This is a genomic window from Roseibium aggregatum IAM 12614, assembly GCF_000168975.1.
Classification (GTDB): Bacteria; Pseudomonadota; Alphaproteobacteria; order Rhizobiales; family Stappiaceae; genus Roseibium; species Roseibium aggregatum.
Window position 1 is genome coordinate 95584 of the sequence record NZ_AAUW01000021.1, and the last position, 14704, is coordinate 110287.

At 52.6% G+C, this 14704-nt stretch carries 16 protein-coding genes and 2 pseudogenes; 7 read left to right on the forward strand and 11 right to left on the reverse strand.

Translation table 11 applies throughout. From position 1 onward, the window contains the following. Positions 1 to 127 precede the first annotated feature (127 nt). Positions 128 to 1261, reverse strand: coding sequence for a porin (locus SIAM614_RS24540; RefSeq protein WP_006938695.1), 1134 nt, complete (start codon positions 1259 to 1261; stop codon positions 128 to 130). An 811-nt stretch (positions 1262 to 2072) separates the two neighbouring features. Here SIAM614_RS24540 and SIAM614_RS24545 point away from each other — a divergent pair. Beyond that, complete coding sequence (locus SIAM614_RS24545) at positions 2073 to 3185, forward strand: IS110 family RNA-guided transposase (RefSeq protein ID WP_006931135.1); 1113 nt, start codon at positions 2073 to 2075, stop codon at positions 3183 to 3185. Positions 3186 to 3794: 609 nt separating this feature from the next. Here the strand turns inward: SIAM614_RS24545 and SIAM614_RS24550 are convergent. Then, on the reverse strand, positions 3795 to 4043 hold the full coding sequence (locus SIAM614_RS24550) for an Ntn hydrolase family protein (protein WP_006938698.1): 249 nt from the start codon (positions 4041 to 4043) through the stop codon (positions 3795 to 3797). Between the two features lie 48 nt (positions 4044 to 4091). After that, positions 4092 to 4394 (reverse strand): hypothetical protein, encoded by a 303-nt coding sequence (locus SIAM614_RS24555; RefSeq protein ID WP_040441018.1) that lies wholly within the window; start codon positions 4392 to 4394, stop codon positions 4092 to 4094. Between the two features lie 193 nt (positions 4395 to 4587). On the opposite strand from SIAM614_RS24555, the gene SIAM614_RS24560 reads away from it, so the two are divergent. Genes SIAM614_RS24560 through SIAM614_RS33350 form a run of 3 tightly spaced genes read left to right on the forward strand, consistent with a single transcriptional unit; the run spans position 4588 to position 5887 of the window. Then, positions 4588 to 5265 carry an IS6 family transposase gene (locus SIAM614_RS24560; protein ID WP_006938702.1) on the forward strand — a complete coding sequence of 226 codons (678 nt, stop codon included), beginning with the start codon at positions 4588 to 4590 and terminating at the stop codon, positions 5263 to 5265. Further along, a complete protein-coding gene (locus SIAM614_RS24565; protein WP_157140066.1) occupies positions 5265 to 5732 on the forward strand; it encodes a DUF6118 family protein in 468 nt (155 codons plus the stop codon). The genes SIAM614_RS24560 and SIAM614_RS24565 overlap by 1 nt, the downstream gene beginning before the upstream one ends. After that, on the forward strand, positions 5729 to 5887 hold the full coding sequence (locus tag SIAM614_RS33350; protein ID WP_006938707.1) for a DUF6118 family protein: 159 nt from the start codon (positions 5729 to 5731) through the stop codon (positions 5885 to 5887). The genes SIAM614_RS24565 and SIAM614_RS33350 overlap by 4 nt, the downstream gene beginning before the upstream one ends. Before the next feature lie 79 nt (positions 5888 to 5966). Here the strand turns inward: SIAM614_RS33350 and SIAM614_RS24570 are convergent, their stop codons facing one another. Genes SIAM614_RS24570 through SIAM614_RS33355 form a run of 5 tightly spaced genes read right to left on the reverse strand, consistent with a single transcriptional unit; the run spans position 5967 to position 9908 of the window. After that, on the reverse strand, positions 5967 to 6809 hold the full coding sequence (locus SIAM614_RS24570) for a TauD/TfdA family dioxygenase (protein WP_006938709.1): 843 nt from the start codon (positions 6807 to 6809) through the stop codon (positions 5967 to 5969). Between the two features lie 2 nt (positions 6810 to 6811). Then, positions 6812 to 7630, reverse strand: coding sequence for a TauD/TfdA family dioxygenase (locus SIAM614_RS24575; protein WP_006938710.1), 819 nt, complete (start codon positions 7628 to 7630; stop codon positions 6812 to 6814). Positions 7631 to 7645: 15 nt separating this feature from the next. After that, positions 7646 to 8131: a hypothetical protein gene (locus SIAM614_RS24580; RefSeq protein ID WP_157140067.1), complete on the reverse strand. Its 486-nt coding sequence runs from the start codon at positions 8129 to 8131 to the stop codon at positions 7646 to 7648. Continuing rightward, positions 8115 to 9737, reverse strand: coding sequence for an ABC transporter ATP-binding protein (locus SIAM614_RS24585; RefSeq protein WP_006938712.1), 1623 nt, complete (start codon positions 9735 to 9737; stop codon positions 8115 to 8117). The genes SIAM614_RS24580 and SIAM614_RS24585 overlap by 17 nt, the downstream gene beginning before the upstream one ends. Before the next feature lie 48 nt (positions 9738 to 9785). After that, positions 9786 to 9908 (reverse strand): hypothetical protein, encoded by a 123-nt coding sequence (locus SIAM614_RS33355; protein WP_267871949.1) that lies wholly within the window; start codon positions 9906 to 9908, stop codon positions 9786 to 9788. 209 nt (positions 9909 to 10117) lie between these two features. On the opposite strand from SIAM614_RS33355, the pseudogene SIAM614_RS31420 reads away from it, so the two are divergent. The 3 genes and pseudogenes from SIAM614_RS31420 to SIAM614_RS24605 form a co-directional block, all read left to right on the forward strand. Continuing rightward, positions 10118 to 10363, forward strand: a pseudogene (locus SIAM614_RS31420) (IS6 family transposase); the annotation flags it as partial. A gap of 50 nt (positions 10364 to 10413) precedes the next feature. Beyond that, positions 10414 to 11540, forward strand: a protein-coding gene (locus tag SIAM614_RS31425; protein WP_085956414.1) for an IS3 family transposase whose coding sequence is annotated in 2 segments (ribosomal slippage) — positions 10414 to 10678 and positions 10678 to 11540 — 1128 coding nt in all. Because the reading frame shifts where the segments join, the coding sequence is not laid out codon by codon here. A 34-nt stretch (positions 11541 to 11574) separates the two neighbouring features. After that, positions 11575 to 11715: pseudogene (locus SIAM614_RS24605) on the forward strand (transposase); the annotation flags it as partial. A 191-nt stretch (positions 11716 to 11906) separates the two neighbouring features. Here the strand turns inward: SIAM614_RS24605 and SIAM614_RS30825 are convergent. From SIAM614_RS30825 to SIAM614_RS24625, 3 genes are all read right to left on the reverse strand, one after another. Further along, positions 11907 to 12761 (reverse strand): pentapeptide repeat-containing protein, encoded by an 855-nt coding sequence (locus SIAM614_RS30825; protein WP_081455343.1) that lies wholly within the window; start codon positions 12759 to 12761, stop codon positions 11907 to 11909. A 560-nt stretch (positions 12762 to 13321) separates the two neighbouring features. Then, complete coding sequence (locus tag SIAM614_RS24620; RefSeq protein ID WP_006938726.1) at positions 13322 to 13732, reverse strand: hypothetical protein; 411 nt, start codon at positions 13730 to 13732, stop codon at positions 13322 to 13324. Then, a complete protein-coding gene (locus SIAM614_RS24625) occupies positions 13729 to 14466 on the reverse strand; it encodes a hypothetical protein (protein ID WP_006938728.1) in 738 nt (245 codons plus the stop codon). The genes SIAM614_RS24620 and SIAM614_RS24625 overlap by 4 nt, the downstream gene beginning before the upstream one ends. Positions 14467 to 14704 lie beyond the last annotated feature (238 nt).

Sequence of the window (14704 nt, forward strand, 5' to 3'; positions counted from 1 at the left end):
GCGTCACCCAATTCCGAACATGGCTCCGAGGACTTCAAAGCGGATTGAAGGGGCGGTCCGGCAGCATGGAGCCCGCCGGACCGTAGACTGACTAAAAGGCCTGGACCTCAGTCAGGTATATCCAGAATTAAAACGTTCGCTGCATACGAACACCAAGGAGGAGCTGATCCTGGTCGCCCTCGTTGTCCACATCGATGTTAGCATAGCCAACGTCCGCACCGAGTATGAACCCGGAGACAGGCTCCCATTGAACGGAACCGTCGATTGCGTAGCGGGTCACATCACTCAGATTGCCTGCGGCGTCGATGTCGGCGTAGGAACCGTCCAGTGCAAGACCGATCGTGGACGTCGCTTGAATAAACGTACCCGCAGACAGCGAGAAGCCTTTTGAGGTTTCGTCACCATAGAAGTCCGCGACACCATCGTAAGTGGTGATGTACGCCAACGCGCCATCAGCATAGAAACCCTGGAAGAAGATGTTGGAACCCGCACCTACCATCGGCAGATTGATGACGACACCACCACCGACTGCCCAGCCAAGATTGTCTTCGCCATCGGTCGCGTTGTTGTACGCTGTGCTCGGATACACATGATGCAGAACACCGGACAACTGAGCGGATCCCCAGCCCTGGGAAAGGCCGAGAGCGGTTACAAAGTCCGGAGCACGCGTGCCGCCGTAGTACCCAAATTCACGCTCGGAACGGTCTTCCAGAGCGACGGTCGCGGACAGGCCATTGCCGAACGCGGCGGTGTAGGCGATCTGGTTCGTGGTGGCGTCGGACCAGTCACGATCAACAACACCCATGAATGTCTGACCGGTGAAGATGTCAAAGTTTGAAGCCAGACGACCAGCGGTCAGACCGCCCCATTGAATGTAGGCTTCTTCGAGTTCGAATCCGGAGTCGTCACCGTTGAGCGAATCGCCATACATGGAAACATAGGAGCGCAGCGTACCGAATTCGGTGGCGGTGCGAGCGTCGAGGTACAGGTAACCACGAGCCAGCCAGTCATAGCCGTTGGAATCACGATCACCCCAAGCGCCCCCATCCAGGACATTGTTGACCACAACCTGAGTACGAACACGGCCACCGACGCGCAGACAGGTCTCGGTACCCGGGATGTAGTAAAAGCGTGCGCCGTATCCATCACAAACGCGAACGTAATCGACCGCTTCGGGAGCAACCGGAAGGTCAGCTGCCTGAGCAGAAGTCGCGGCAGCGGCCGCTGCCGCGACGCCGAGCATCAAGATCTTGATTTTCACTATTTTTCTCCAGAACTTTCTCTATACTAGCAATCGAAAGATTTTCTTAACTATTCGATAGTTGAATTTCTGTATGATTTCACATCTATCAAATATTGGCCACATCAATTCAATTGATTGCACCACTAATAGAACAACTCTTTTCAGCATTTTCAAGCCGTACAAACGGATTGGCGCCACATTGATTTTTCAAGTTGTATTTTTGCAACTCATTGAATTATATGGCTTTTATATCGCTTCTGCCAGCGCGAAACGCTCCGGCGCCTGATCGGCGGCCAGAGTTATGAGAATACTATTACTTAGTAGGAAATATGTATTACTTCACCAGCAACACCCTGCCGGCGCGCCTCCCCGATTGTTGCCTTCGGCCCAAATCCCATTCTCCTTCAGACGCATCGACCCGAGGCGCAAGCGCCGCAGCCAGAACCCATTTGCGCGGTCCGTAACAAATCCCACACCTGTCGAGTGCTACCCGTACGCACGAACGCAACCGTGGCAGTTCTCGCCGGGCCACGCTCGGAGCCGCCTCTTCAGGCAAGGCGGCCCGTGAACACCCATCCGCTACGGATCTCCTTCAGCCCAAGCGGCCTCGCGCGGAAGCAGATCCGAAATAGCCTCCAATCATTGTGACTCTTTGCTAATAGGTAACGTTCCCGGCCACGGCTGTATCAATCGAGACAGGCATCGCGACTTTGTTGAAACCATGCGGTCGATGTGAAGCGATCCCAGGGAACATCTTAAAAAGATCCTATGAGAGCGGCTCTGGCTCTCGGATAGGCTGACCGCGTTAATTTGATACGGGAGGCACACTATGGATCAGTATCACGACGCAAACTCGACGGCCTACGTAGCGATTGAGCTCAGCAAGCGCAGCTGGATCGTCGGCATCGCCCATCCGGACCGCGACAAGCCGTCGATACATCGACTTTCTGGTGGTGACACGAAGGGGCTTCTTCGACGACTGGCCGCTACACACAGCAGTGGGCGTATGATCATTTGCTTTGAGGCCGGGCATGACGGTTTCTGGCTTGCCCGCTTTCTGATCGCCCAAGGCTTTGATGTTCGCGTGCTCGATCCAGCAAGCCTGCAGGTCAATCGCCGGGCGCGACGGGTCAAGACGGATCGTATCGATGCTTTGGCAATGCTCAGGGCGCTGGCAGCACTTGATCGCGGGGAACGTCATGTCTGCGCGCAAGTGCGCATATTGAGCGTCGAAGAAGAAGACGCACGCAGGTCACATCGCGAGCGGGACAGGCTCATCCATGAGCGCACAGCCCACGTCAACCGGATCAAGGGGCTGCTCTTTGCCCAGGGCATTCGTGACGTTGAACCAAGGCAGCGCCGAAACCGCATTGACTTCACCCAACTCCAGACAGCGGAGGGACACAGGCTCCCACGACGTCTTCTCGCGGAATTAAAGCGCGAATATGCCCGCCTGATCATGGTCGAAGATCAACTGCGTGAGGTCGAGAAGGAGCGCGACACAGCCGATGCGCAGTCCCCAGCAGTCGAACAGAAGCGACTGGATCTTGAGCAGCTTCATGGTATCGGCGGAACAGCCTCCGCCATTCTTGCCCGCGAAGTCTTTGCACGAACGTTCGCATCGCGCCGCCATTTGGCGTCGTATCTTGGCCTGACACCGAGCGCATACGACAGCGGAACTGTGACCAAATGCCAAGGCATTTCCAAGGCTGGCAACGCGTGGGCACGGCGCATTCTGATTGAGATCGCCTGGCTCTGGATCAAATATCAGCCAGACAGTCCCCTTTCGCGCTGGTATCTGACTCGAACACAAGGCCAGGGCGGCCGCATGCGCCGGATTATGCTGATCGCACTGGCCCGCAAGCTTGCCATTGTGCTGTGGCGCTACGTGGAAACAGGCGTTCTGCCAGAGAGGGCACGACTGTCACCAACCATGGCATAAACTGAAGAACGAAAGAGCTTCAGACCTCCGGCCAGAGGTCTGAGGGCGGGATGACGGGCGTCGTGTCAACGATTGGCGCACCCTCGGAGCGCCGGCAAAAAGTGTGAACCCGTCCCCGATCCGTCCGCGTGAATGCAAGATTGTGGTCAGCCGTCATGGAGCTACCGGATATAAGTTGATGCGGGCATATCCGCATGACCGTCGCGCAACGATCGAACCGTCCGAACTATAACGTATTAGCACTCGCGCTCTGCGGGTGATGGTGCTTTGCAACCCTATTGACAGAAACGGCCTCATATAAATCATTGGGCGGATAATCGAACGTCTCGGACGTTTGAGGAACGTGGAGAACGGGACGAAGAAATCAGGATTTGCAGACGCCAGGCGTTTGGCGATTTGGGAGCGGGTCAAGAATGGGAGATCATGTTGTAAAATTCCGGGAATTGAACGGAGCTATCCCTTTCCCGGATTTCTGGCATCATGAGATGCGCTCGAACGCGGAGCGCCCGAGGGAAGTCATCTTGTTGAAAACCGAGGCGCCGGCCGAGGCCCGGCTCTCTGGGTGTCCAGGGTATGTGCTTTCAGCCTATCCCCCATGGCGTGTCGCGCTTAAGCGCCCAGTTCGATCTGATCCTCGGTCCAGACCTGGCCATTTTTATCGACGAAAAGGCGCAGGCCCTCCCCGTTTCTGGCAATCGATTGCTTATCCCAGAACGCTTCCGAACCGCACGGGTCGTATTTGAAAAGCGGGGTACCATCCTTGTCCTGTGCGAACCCCGCGCGAACCAGGCAAGCATGTGCCGGCACAAATTCGCTCGCGGCGACGAACAGTGTTTCCGTTGGCGAATATGCTCTCATGCCTGTCAACTCCCGTGAATTTGGACCGTTATGAAAAGTGTCGCGCGCTCAATTCCAGACAAACGGGCAGTAGCCCTTGTGCTTCGACCCGAAAAAAAGCTGGTCCGTCATGAAGTTTTTCAATTGCGGCCAACAGGTAACACCTACCTTTGCGAAAACGGAACTTTGGTGCGAAATCACCTCCGCTTCAGACAAATCAAGAATGTCCGCGCATGCGAAGACTTCGTACCCCCGCAGACCCAGCCAGGCGATCGCGCGTTCTGGGTTTGACAATTTCCAGGCCGTGAAATGCGTTTCCAACATCGTAATGAATGTGTCTGATGCCGCCTTGATCTGCTCTTCGAGTTTCATTGGATTGTTCATCTGTTCGCGCTGTAATCCGTTGCCGATAAAGCCAATCTAATAGGCGGGTGGCGCCGGACCTGTGACATTCGACACTGCCCGGGTTCAATCGTGCCCCGCCCCGCTTAATCAGACTCTTCGGAAACTCTCTGAGGGGCCTCGCCAACTTGTTGATTGGGTTTTGGTTTGGTAGGTCACCGTGATGTTTCAGAATTCAGATTTGCCGCGCCTTAAGGGCTTCCGTTTTCCCAGGTCGATCATTTCCTACGCAGTCTGGGCGTATCATCGTTTTGCGTTGAGTACGGCAGATGTTGAAGATCTCCTGGCGGAGCAGGGGATTGGTGTCAGCCGGGAAACGATCCGCACCTGGGTGAACCGGTTTGGTCGGCATTTCGCGCGCTGCATTCGCCGGGACCGGCCCAAGCCCGACAACAAGTGGCACCTTGATGAAGTGGTGATTGTCATCGGCGGTGTGAAATACTGGCTCTGGCGGGCGATTGACGGCGACGGAGATGTGCTCGACATCCTGGTTCAAGCCCATCGCAATGCAAAGGCAGCCAAGCGTTTCTTCGGCGGGCTGGTCACGCAATTCGGCGAGCCCAGGGTTGTGGTGAGCGACAAATTACGCAGCTACACCAAGCCGGTCCAGTCCCTGGCGCCGGATGCCGATCATCGCGCTCACAAGGGGTTGAACAACAGGATCGAGAATTCCCATCGCCCGACCCGCAAGCGGGAGAAAATAATGGGCCGGTTCAAATCGCCCCGGCAAGCGCAACGGTTCCTGTCTGCCCACGATCAGATCAACACGATCTTCCGGCCACGCCGCTGCACCCTGTCGGCCGCCTCATACCGGCACGCAAGGGCTGATGCATTCGGCTGATGGCACGACTACACCGGCGAAATGAACGCCTGAAATCCGTCCAAAGCAGGGCATCTTGCCGGCCGTACAAAATAAGTTGGCAATCCCGTGCCGATCTCGGCCGTCTGGTGGAAAGCCTTGCCCGGACCGGGGAGCGTCTGCAGGCGATCGAGCAATTGCCGGTGCTCCGGCTTCAGCCGGGCCAGCTGACGCGCGCCGCCGAACAGGGCGGGGACGGGCTGGTAAAATCACTATCGCGCAAAGTGGAGGAGGCCACCAGCGATCTGGCGCGCGAAGCCCGGAATCTCGCCGCCTATACCAGGAGTGCACGAGACAGGGAAACCCAGAACAGAAGCCTTTGCTATACCGGCCTCGGTGGTCTGGTGGCCGGAATGCTCCTGGTCGGTGCGGTTCTGGTCTGTCTGCCCGACGCTCTCGCCGCGCGGGTCGCCGCCGTCCTCCGCGCTGGAATGCCGGCTTTGCCATGATGAGTGCCGGCGATCCTGCCAGCGCGCAGTTCATGAGCACAGCCAGCCAGCTGGTTTATGCCAATAACGAGGCCATCGAGAAATGCCGGGCGGCCGCCGCAAAGGCCGGGCGTGACCAGACATGCAGCATTGTCGTGCCCGGAACTGAAGGCTGAAGGCTGAGAGGAACGTCGATCGCGCTCCGGGAGCTCAAATCTGCTGGGGAGCAGTGGCGCATTGCCGCGCAGTCGCCGCCTAAAAATCGGAGATGTGCGGGTCAGGGTCATTGTTAGGACCGTTGGATTCCGCCCTCCACGGCAACGGGGAGCTCCGCAACGGGCGGGTTCCCCAAGTAGCAATACGGAGCATGTGCCTCCTGTATTGTTCTGAATTATATGGCATTGCCTTGTGCGCAACGTAAGCGTTGTTCCACACAATCAATTGGTTTCGGGAACATTCGGCGACATGGGATTTCCCTTCCTGTTCCAGGACATTGTACATATTTCTGATGAACCCCTGATTTTCAATCAGCGCTCTTGAATATGCAAAGCTTCCAAGACTGATATAGCACCCCTCCCCTTTCATTCCCTTTCGGAATAACGGATGCATGGCTGATTTCATCGTCTTGTCTGCCTTGGGGTTGGAGTGTTCAACATCCACTTCACACGGGTTTCTGCCACAGAATTTTTCGATTAGAGAACGCGCGCTCTCGGGCAACTCTCTTGTATCAAGCGAAATAAACTTTGTGCCCCCACCGACTTCTGGGGCGTCCAAGCAGTAAAGGGCCGTGTATCCTCCTGTAATAGAAGTTGTCGTATAGTCTGTGTGCCAACTTCTCCCAAATCGATACAGGTCGGAGAGTTGTCCGTCCTCCCCATGGCTTTTCAAATCTAAGACAACATTGCTACCGTTGGCGTGGAATGACTTTAACTCCACGGGAGTGCCTAGCGCGTGCGCGAGACGCTCGAGATGGTGAACTTGCAGGTGCACGTTTCGAATGATCAACACCCCAATGCCCTGGTTGAGTTGATCAACAATTATGTCGATGAGTGACGTAGCCTGGTCCGCGACTACGACGGTTTTTACAAAGTAGTTCATGCTCAGACCGCCATCCCTAAGGTATGGTCCGTTCTATTGGCTTTGAACCAGAAACGGCTAAGACTTCTCTCTCCCGCGAATGCCGTCCTACCATGAAGCATGGAAGTATTATCAAGAATTACAAAATCGCCATCTTCAAGCAAAAAATATCTGGAATATGTCGGTGAATTGCTATTTTGAATAATACAATCATATAGATTGGCGTCTTCCTTGCTCTTGAACATGGCAGACAATGCAAATGGTGTGAAAGCGAACTCGGCCCGTTCAGTATTTGGGTTCATCTTCACAAACGGCTTTTCCACACGGATATTCCGCTTTGAGTATATGACGTCTATCTGTTGGTGCGCTCGCAAGCGCTCTTTCAGATACTCCATGTGATGATCGGACAAGAGCGACCTGATATCTATTATGATCGACAACCCACCGGACGAAGCTGCCTTCGAGCATCCCAACATAACGATATCCGGCATGGTCTCATGATAGGCGCTGTCACAGTGGGCAGGTTGCCCCTTCTCAGTGTAAATAAGTTCTCGATGCTCCCCATTCCGTGGCTTGATCTCCAGGCTTTGGTCACCCCGGTTATTCTGTGCCATGAGGTCGCCAATGCCCCCATGATCTAACCAAGAAGGCAACCTGGCGTGGGTCTCTCCGGGCTTGAAGTATCCTTTGATGAGCGCAAAACCTTGACTGGCGAACGCTTTGCGGAATTCGCGCAATGAGCAAGAATAGGTAGGCTTGTTAATGTTTTTTTCTTCCCCGAAATCCTCATAATCGAAGCAATTTCGGAGAAACTGAGCGGGAAAGGTCACGGCTGAATTCATCGTTCCCAAGCCTCTCTAAGCCGATAGTTGAGCCAGTTCACTGTTAAAAGTTCTCAGATCCCAAGAATAAAGGCTCATAATCTCGAGTGCCCCGGGCCAGTAAGTCAGCGTTTCATCGGCGATTTCTCCAAAGTTTTCAATGTAACTACTGAAGAAATCCAGATTCCTTTGTGCAATCTTATCCGGTTCAACAGTCATCTCGTTTTCCCTGTAATCGTTAGACGAGTGGTGGACGAATTTTCCTGTTGGCAATTTTTTGCAAAGATCTTGATACTGCTGAGTCTGGAGTATCCAATAATGCCAAATATTATCTATTGCCTCCGAAAATAGGACTTCTCCTTTTAGGTCGTCGTGGCAGCAAAGCATTAAGAACTTCAGAAGTTCAGAAATTTTAGTCCTGAGTTCTGTTTCGTCGTTGTGGGAAATTTTTTGAGTGAAATATAGAAACATTGACTCATTTAGAAATGTTTCCAATATTTGTTCTTTAGTTATATTCGACACTCCTGTCCTCCTGTTCCTGAAAGTGAATTATTCGAGTGAAGTTTTCGGTGTTGTCAGTATCTTGCGATGCAATAATCACGGTACAATCGAGGTTGATCAACAAATCAGAAACTTTTCTCGCAAGCCTCTTCTCGATGTTCGCGAACGGCTCATCGATCAATATTATTGGAGCGTTGCTTGTTATCGCTCGCGCTAGGTGAATTCTCTTCAGCTGTCCTAGCGAAAACGACGGCGCACTACTGGAAAAATCGATTTCATTGTCTGCCGGTATTGCCAGGTCTAGCGATTTCAATATTTCATAAGCGCTCACATTTGTTTCCCGATCGAAGAAATGCAGATTTTCTGTCAAGGTCGTCGGGTAAATAACCGGAGATGCCGAATTGTATGTCACATCCGGTCTTGAAAGCCGGGGGGTATAGGCGGAAGTGTCATGCCTGATAATGATTTCGCCGTGTTTGATGGGTATCAATCCTGCAATCGCCCGCAAGAGTGAACTCTTCCCGCAGCCGGAAGGGCCTACCAGTGCCAGCTTGTCTCCTTTGCGAACACGAAGGTTTTTCAGGGTACTAGTTAATCGGGCCCCTCTGATCTCGACATTCCGGCATTCGATTTGAAGCTCTGCTTCAGAGTTTGGATTGCCCTGCGACCTAAATGAAGTTGCCGTACCGCTGATCAGGTCCCAGGTGGCAGATACGAATGACCAGCTCAGTTGAGCCTGCCGTATCGAAGTACTCAGCATTTCCAGACGACGGGTTAGCGTGAACAGGAGCATGTTCACCAGTATGACCGCACTAAGGTCCACGGAACCAGACGTATAGCTGTGATAGAAATAAATATTATGCAATACTATTGATAATAGTATTGGAGAGAATTGAAATAAAGCAAGAATAGATCTCTTTAAATTGTACGAAAGAATAGCATTCTTGCTCTTTTCCAGGTATATCGATAGTAGTTTTGATGACTTGTTAACTGCATTCAGTGCGAGTGTTTCATCGGACGCTATCATCAGTGAGGTCAAGACACTGTCCACACGCGTCTGTGTATCGCGTGTATCGGCCGCAAGCCCTTTGAGCTTTGAGAGGGCGTAGTGATTGAACAGAAAATATACGAAAATAGTAAAAGAGAACGATACTATAAGATGAGAATAAAATATAGCAATAACAAAAATTGAGAATAAAACATCGAAAATCACCGGAATAATCGAAAATATAACATTAGTTGTGAATTCTCGTAAGTTTTTACTTGAGTGCATCAATCTTGATGCAATTCGCTCACGAGATTCACTATTTGGCGATAGTCCTCTCATCGCCTCGACATATGTCTTCGAAAGGTATGACTTTATGTATTCCCCGTCCCAAAAGGCGTAGGCAATCCATCTCGGTTCAAACAACAATCGTGCCACGACGAACGTCAGAACGAAGTAGACGAGCATGCTGACAAATTCGTCCGAGCTTTTCTCGGCTAGTGAAAAAGCTTTTGACAAGAAGTATGTTGACAAGGTGTTCAGGAGAGAGAAAGTTATTGACGTTACAATAGCAACCGACAGTCCAACTTTCGCATATGTCTTTTGCTTCTTTGCAATTTCTATTAATAATTTTATCATCATTGGCTTTACAAATGACCACTCCGATTTCCTTCGGAGTGGTCTGCTTAATCAGAACGGCAAAACAGTGCAGTTTGGATTTCCGTCACAGAGCGTGTCGCGACAAGCAATTGCTTCTGCCAACATGGCTTTCTTAGCTTCGGAGATGACAGCTTTTTTGATTGTGATGGACATATTTGCTCCTTCAAAGTCACTCGATTATCCCAGATTCCCCTTCCCGGAAGGACAATCAAGGGGTGTGGATACAACGATAAAAAATCTAAGATTGGTGTGCTTTTTGGTACATCAATGCTCGTTACGGGCGTGTTGCAAAGTTTTTCGCGTTAACCACGCCTTGAGATTTGGCTGTTGAAAGAGCGCTCCAGAAATTGGAGTTCCGCGTCATGATTCTGAGTGCCATCGTTGAAAAACTGAAACGCCAGTCGAAGGATGACTTCAAAGGCAGACAGTTCGAGGCCTGGCTGATCATCCAGGCAATCTCCTGGTACTTGCGTTATCCGCTGAGCTATCGGGACCTGGAGGAAATGTTCCTGGAACGCGGCTTTGAGGTGGACCACAACACCATCAACCGGTGGGTTCTGGCCTACGCTCCTCTTATGGAAAAACGGTTGCGGCGTTTCCGTGATCCTCCCCCAATGAATTGGTCCGCCGTTATGTTTAGGAAAACGGAGGATCATAGATGGGAAACAAGCGACACAAGCCGGAAGAGATTGTCACGAAGCTGCGGCAGGTTGAGGTTCTTGTCGGCCAGGGAATGGCGCGGATTGATGCGATCCGGGAAGTTCGCATAACCGAGCAGACCTACTACCGCTGGCGCAAGCAGTATGGCGGCATGGGAACCGACCAACTGAAAGAGCTCAAACGGCTTCAAAAGGAAAATGAGCGTCTCCGCAAGGCGGTCTCCGATCTGACACTGGACAAGCTGATCCTTGCCGAGGCCGCACGGGGAAACTTCTGAGCCCCGCCCGTCGGCGTGCCTGCATCGATCATGTGCGCAGCCAAATGAAGCTCTCCGAGCGTCGTGTCTGCCTTGTGTTGGGCCAGCATCGCTCTACCCAGAGGCGGCGACCACGAGGGCGTGCCGATGAAGAGCGCCTGGTCGAGGATATGATCGCGCTTGCCCGACAGTATGGCCGCTATGGCTATCGCCGGATTGCGGCTCTGTTGAGGGATGCTGGCTGGCAGGTGAACGACAAGCGTGTCGAACGGCTATGGCGGCGGGAGGGGCTGAAGGTGCCGGCGAAACAGCCGAAGAAGGGACGGCTCTGGTTGAATGACGGCTCATGCCTCCGTCTCCGGCCCGAGTATCGCAACCACGTCTGGAGCTACGACTTCGTCCATTGTCGCACCGATGACGGCAAGGTGTTCCGAACCTTGAACATCCTCGACGAGTTCAGCCGGGAGTGCCTGGCGATCCGGGTCAAACGAAAGCTGAACTCGACCGATGTCATTGACGCCTTGAGCGACCTGTTCATCCTGCGCGGTGTGCCTACGTTCATACGATCTGACAATGGTCCGGAGTTCGTTGCCCATGCCGTGCGGGACTGGATCAAGGCCGTCGGCGCCAGGACCGCCTACATCGAGCCAGGCTCACCTTGGGAGAACGGTTATTGCGAGAGCTTCAACGCCAGGTTCCGCGATGAACTGCTCGACGGTGAAATCTTCTATGGGCTGCATGAAGCGCAAATCCTGATCGAAAAATGGAGGAAGCACTACAACACCAAGAGACCGCACAGCGCATTGGGTTACCGCCCACCGGCTCCCGAAACCATCATCCCGATGGACCAAAGACCGGCCATGCACTAACAATCAAACTGGACCACTCAAGTGGGGCTGATCAACGCTGCGATTGCGCCTCCTCAAGATCGCCGCCCGCGTGGTCGAGATGAAAACCCAAATCCGCCTGCACCTCCCGACATCCTGCCCGGACCAAGCTATCCTGCGCATCGTCCTCGACCGCATTCCGCGGCTCGTCACATAAACTACGGGGCAAGCGGCCCCCGAAACGAACCCGCCCACCGAAACCCGCAAGCCCCGACACCCAGAACGACGGATCAAATCCGGCGCACCAAAACACGTGCCTAAAAACACCGCAAACGCGACAACATCATAGCTTCAGGCACACAATCGCCCATCACCGTGATTTACGCGGGCTAATTTTGTATCTCGATCTCACAAGTCGAAGGATGGTGCGTGTGGCCAGCTCTGTTCATCGAAGGATAGTGCGCGTGGCGAGCTTTGTTTATCGCATTCACCAGAGAGAGAACGGATTTCGTCATCTTCATGCATTACTTCTGTTTCGTACGTATCCTTCCAATACGCTCCGCGTATGTCTGTTCTTTGAAATGTTACCTCATAAAATGCTGCTCCCCAAACGTTTGTTTGCTTCAAGTCCGCGTCAGTAAAATCTGAATCACGAAAATTTCCGTCAGACAAATTCGCATTTAACATCCGCGCGTTGATGAAAGTTGTCCCAATGGCAACAACGTTCTTGAAGCTCGCGCCTTCCAAGTTTGCTCCGTCGAACGATGCGCCGGTCAAGTCACAATTATCGAAAATTGCTCCACGAAGATCTAAACCGCTAAAATCACTTTCAGGTCCAAAGACGATACCGCTCAAATCAATGCCACGTAGCGAAAATTTGTTGGCTGCCGCTTCACGCTTCAGCTTTGCGAGTAACTCTTCTGAGTTTTTTTCAATGAATTCCGCGTCCTTTAATGTCATACCGCTATCGTTGGCGTGATTAAACCTAGATCCATCTTTCGTTTTGCTGTCTGAATTGTTTTTCTGAAATACAGTATTCATCGCTTTTCGGCAGTTTAAGACTAATTCATGTTTATTGGACGGTGACTTTTCCCTAAGTGAACCTATTTTTTTGTCATCAGTATTTTTGCTTGCTGGTTTAGAGCCGTTGGCAATTGTAATTTTTCGCTTGCATGCGTTTAGCTCCGAATAATATCTATCGTTGGCGTTAAACCAATCGATCAATCTTCCAACGTTGGGGGGAACGCGAGCCGGATTTGTCATGGTATTTTTTCCGATATAATTAGCCACTCCTGCAAGGTAAGCAGATACAGCCTATTGGGGCTGTGCCTTTTAGGACGGGCCCGTTGCATAAATCTTCGGGATGTCAGACAGACCATCGTCCCAAACTGTGGAGTGAGCGATGGCCCGGTGCAATCCATTCGAGCGACGTCGGTTTCCGCGCGAAATCATCTTGCTGGCGGTGCGCCGGGACCGCTGTCATGCCGAGATATGCGAGAGCTGTTGGCCGAGCAAGGCGGTTGCGGTCGACGCCTCGACCATCCACCGCTGGGTACGCAAGTTTGGCCCGGAAATCCGCAAAGCGGACCTTCGCCTGCCTACTGGCAAACCCTTGATAAATGATCCACGCTCCAACGCCGATCATCGGTCAATCTGCTTCTTGTTTGAGGTTTAGACGCGCCATAGGACGTCCCTCGGGCGGCCCACATTCGGGCGGGCCTCATGATGCCAAAACCAGGGTAAGGGAAGCCTGCGCTCAACGCTCGGTTCTAATACGCTAACCCCGCCGCGGAACGGCGGGGCGTCACTCAGGAGCCGTCTACTCAGTCTTGCAAAACATCAAGTTCCAGATTGTCGCCGAGGTTCCGATACGGTTTTTCCGCGTCAATCCCTACCTGATGAAAGACGTATTTAAGATTTTTATTGTATACTTCATCATAAGTTTTACGTCCGGAAGTATAATCCTTGTCGGCTTCCGTCATGGCGGAGCAAATAGTAAAAGAAATCGCGCGGACCGATCCGAAACTAACACCTGAATTATTTAGCGCGTTGGCAGATTTGTGATCCAGGTATTTATTAGCCAGTGTCATGATCTTGTCTTTCATGGGTTTCGTCGGCTCACTTCCAACCGAAATGCCGGGCGCCAGCTTTCCTGTGAGTGCCGGCACAGTATCAATGAAACGTTCCGGTTTCTTGCGTCGAAACTCCTTGACGTGATCAACTACTTTCTTCAAGTTTTCCTTGCTGTCCACGTATATGACAACGCTATCTCCTCGCTTATCGAGGGGCCACACACTTTTGCCTCTCCAACGCCCGGGAACCTTGTCGGGTCATTCAGTATCGTCTTTACAACGTCCCCGAACACGTGCTGCACGTCATGATTTTTGACATTGAGATAAACACGATACTGCATAGAAGACGAAGCGATGCCATTCCGCCGGAAGTAGACCCACTCTTTGTCCATGTTCTGCGCCGGCGGAGCGCTCGAAGGAGCGTCGTCCTCGGCCGCTGAAGCCTGAGGAGTGGCGTTCTGGGGCGGCGACGCGTACCTGTCGATCTCCATATTGACGCCCTGCGTCATGAAGCGCTTGAACTGTTCTGGATTCTCGAAATGCTGCTTTCTCTCCGGTGTATTGATCGCTACGGTGATATTTTTGGTTCCACGAAGCATGTCGGCGACGCGCTCGAGATATTTTTTCTTCGCTGCGAGCCTCTTCTGCTGGCGGGAGAGCTGGTGGTCGCCGGAATTTTTTCGCAACTTCAAACCATCCCTGACTACAGCCGCGTCGTCGGACTTCCCCAGGATGTCATAAATTTTCATTAGGAGCTGAAAGTCAAAGTCGCCTTGGTTTTTTCGGGGAAGACCGGGCACCAGCTGCTTCAGCGCCGGACCGATTTCCCTGGGGGATGATCCGCAGTTAAAACGAAAAATCTTGGAGAAAAGCCAAACGATATTTCGTTTCAACATCCGCAGGGTATTTTCCCTGCCCGTTTGTCCATCTCTAAGTTGCTGAACACCAGCTGGTGTAGGCCTGCGCATGGGCCGGCCGGTGATGAAACGGAAAACCTTGTCGCGGAAGGTGGCGGGGGCTTGTGAAACTCCAGCATCACAAGTGGGGGGGGGATATCTCCGCCTGTGAGCTTACATTGCTCAAATTGGTCATTTTTTTTCCTTTCGCAGGGGGCGTAGATGCCTGTTGTCGGCT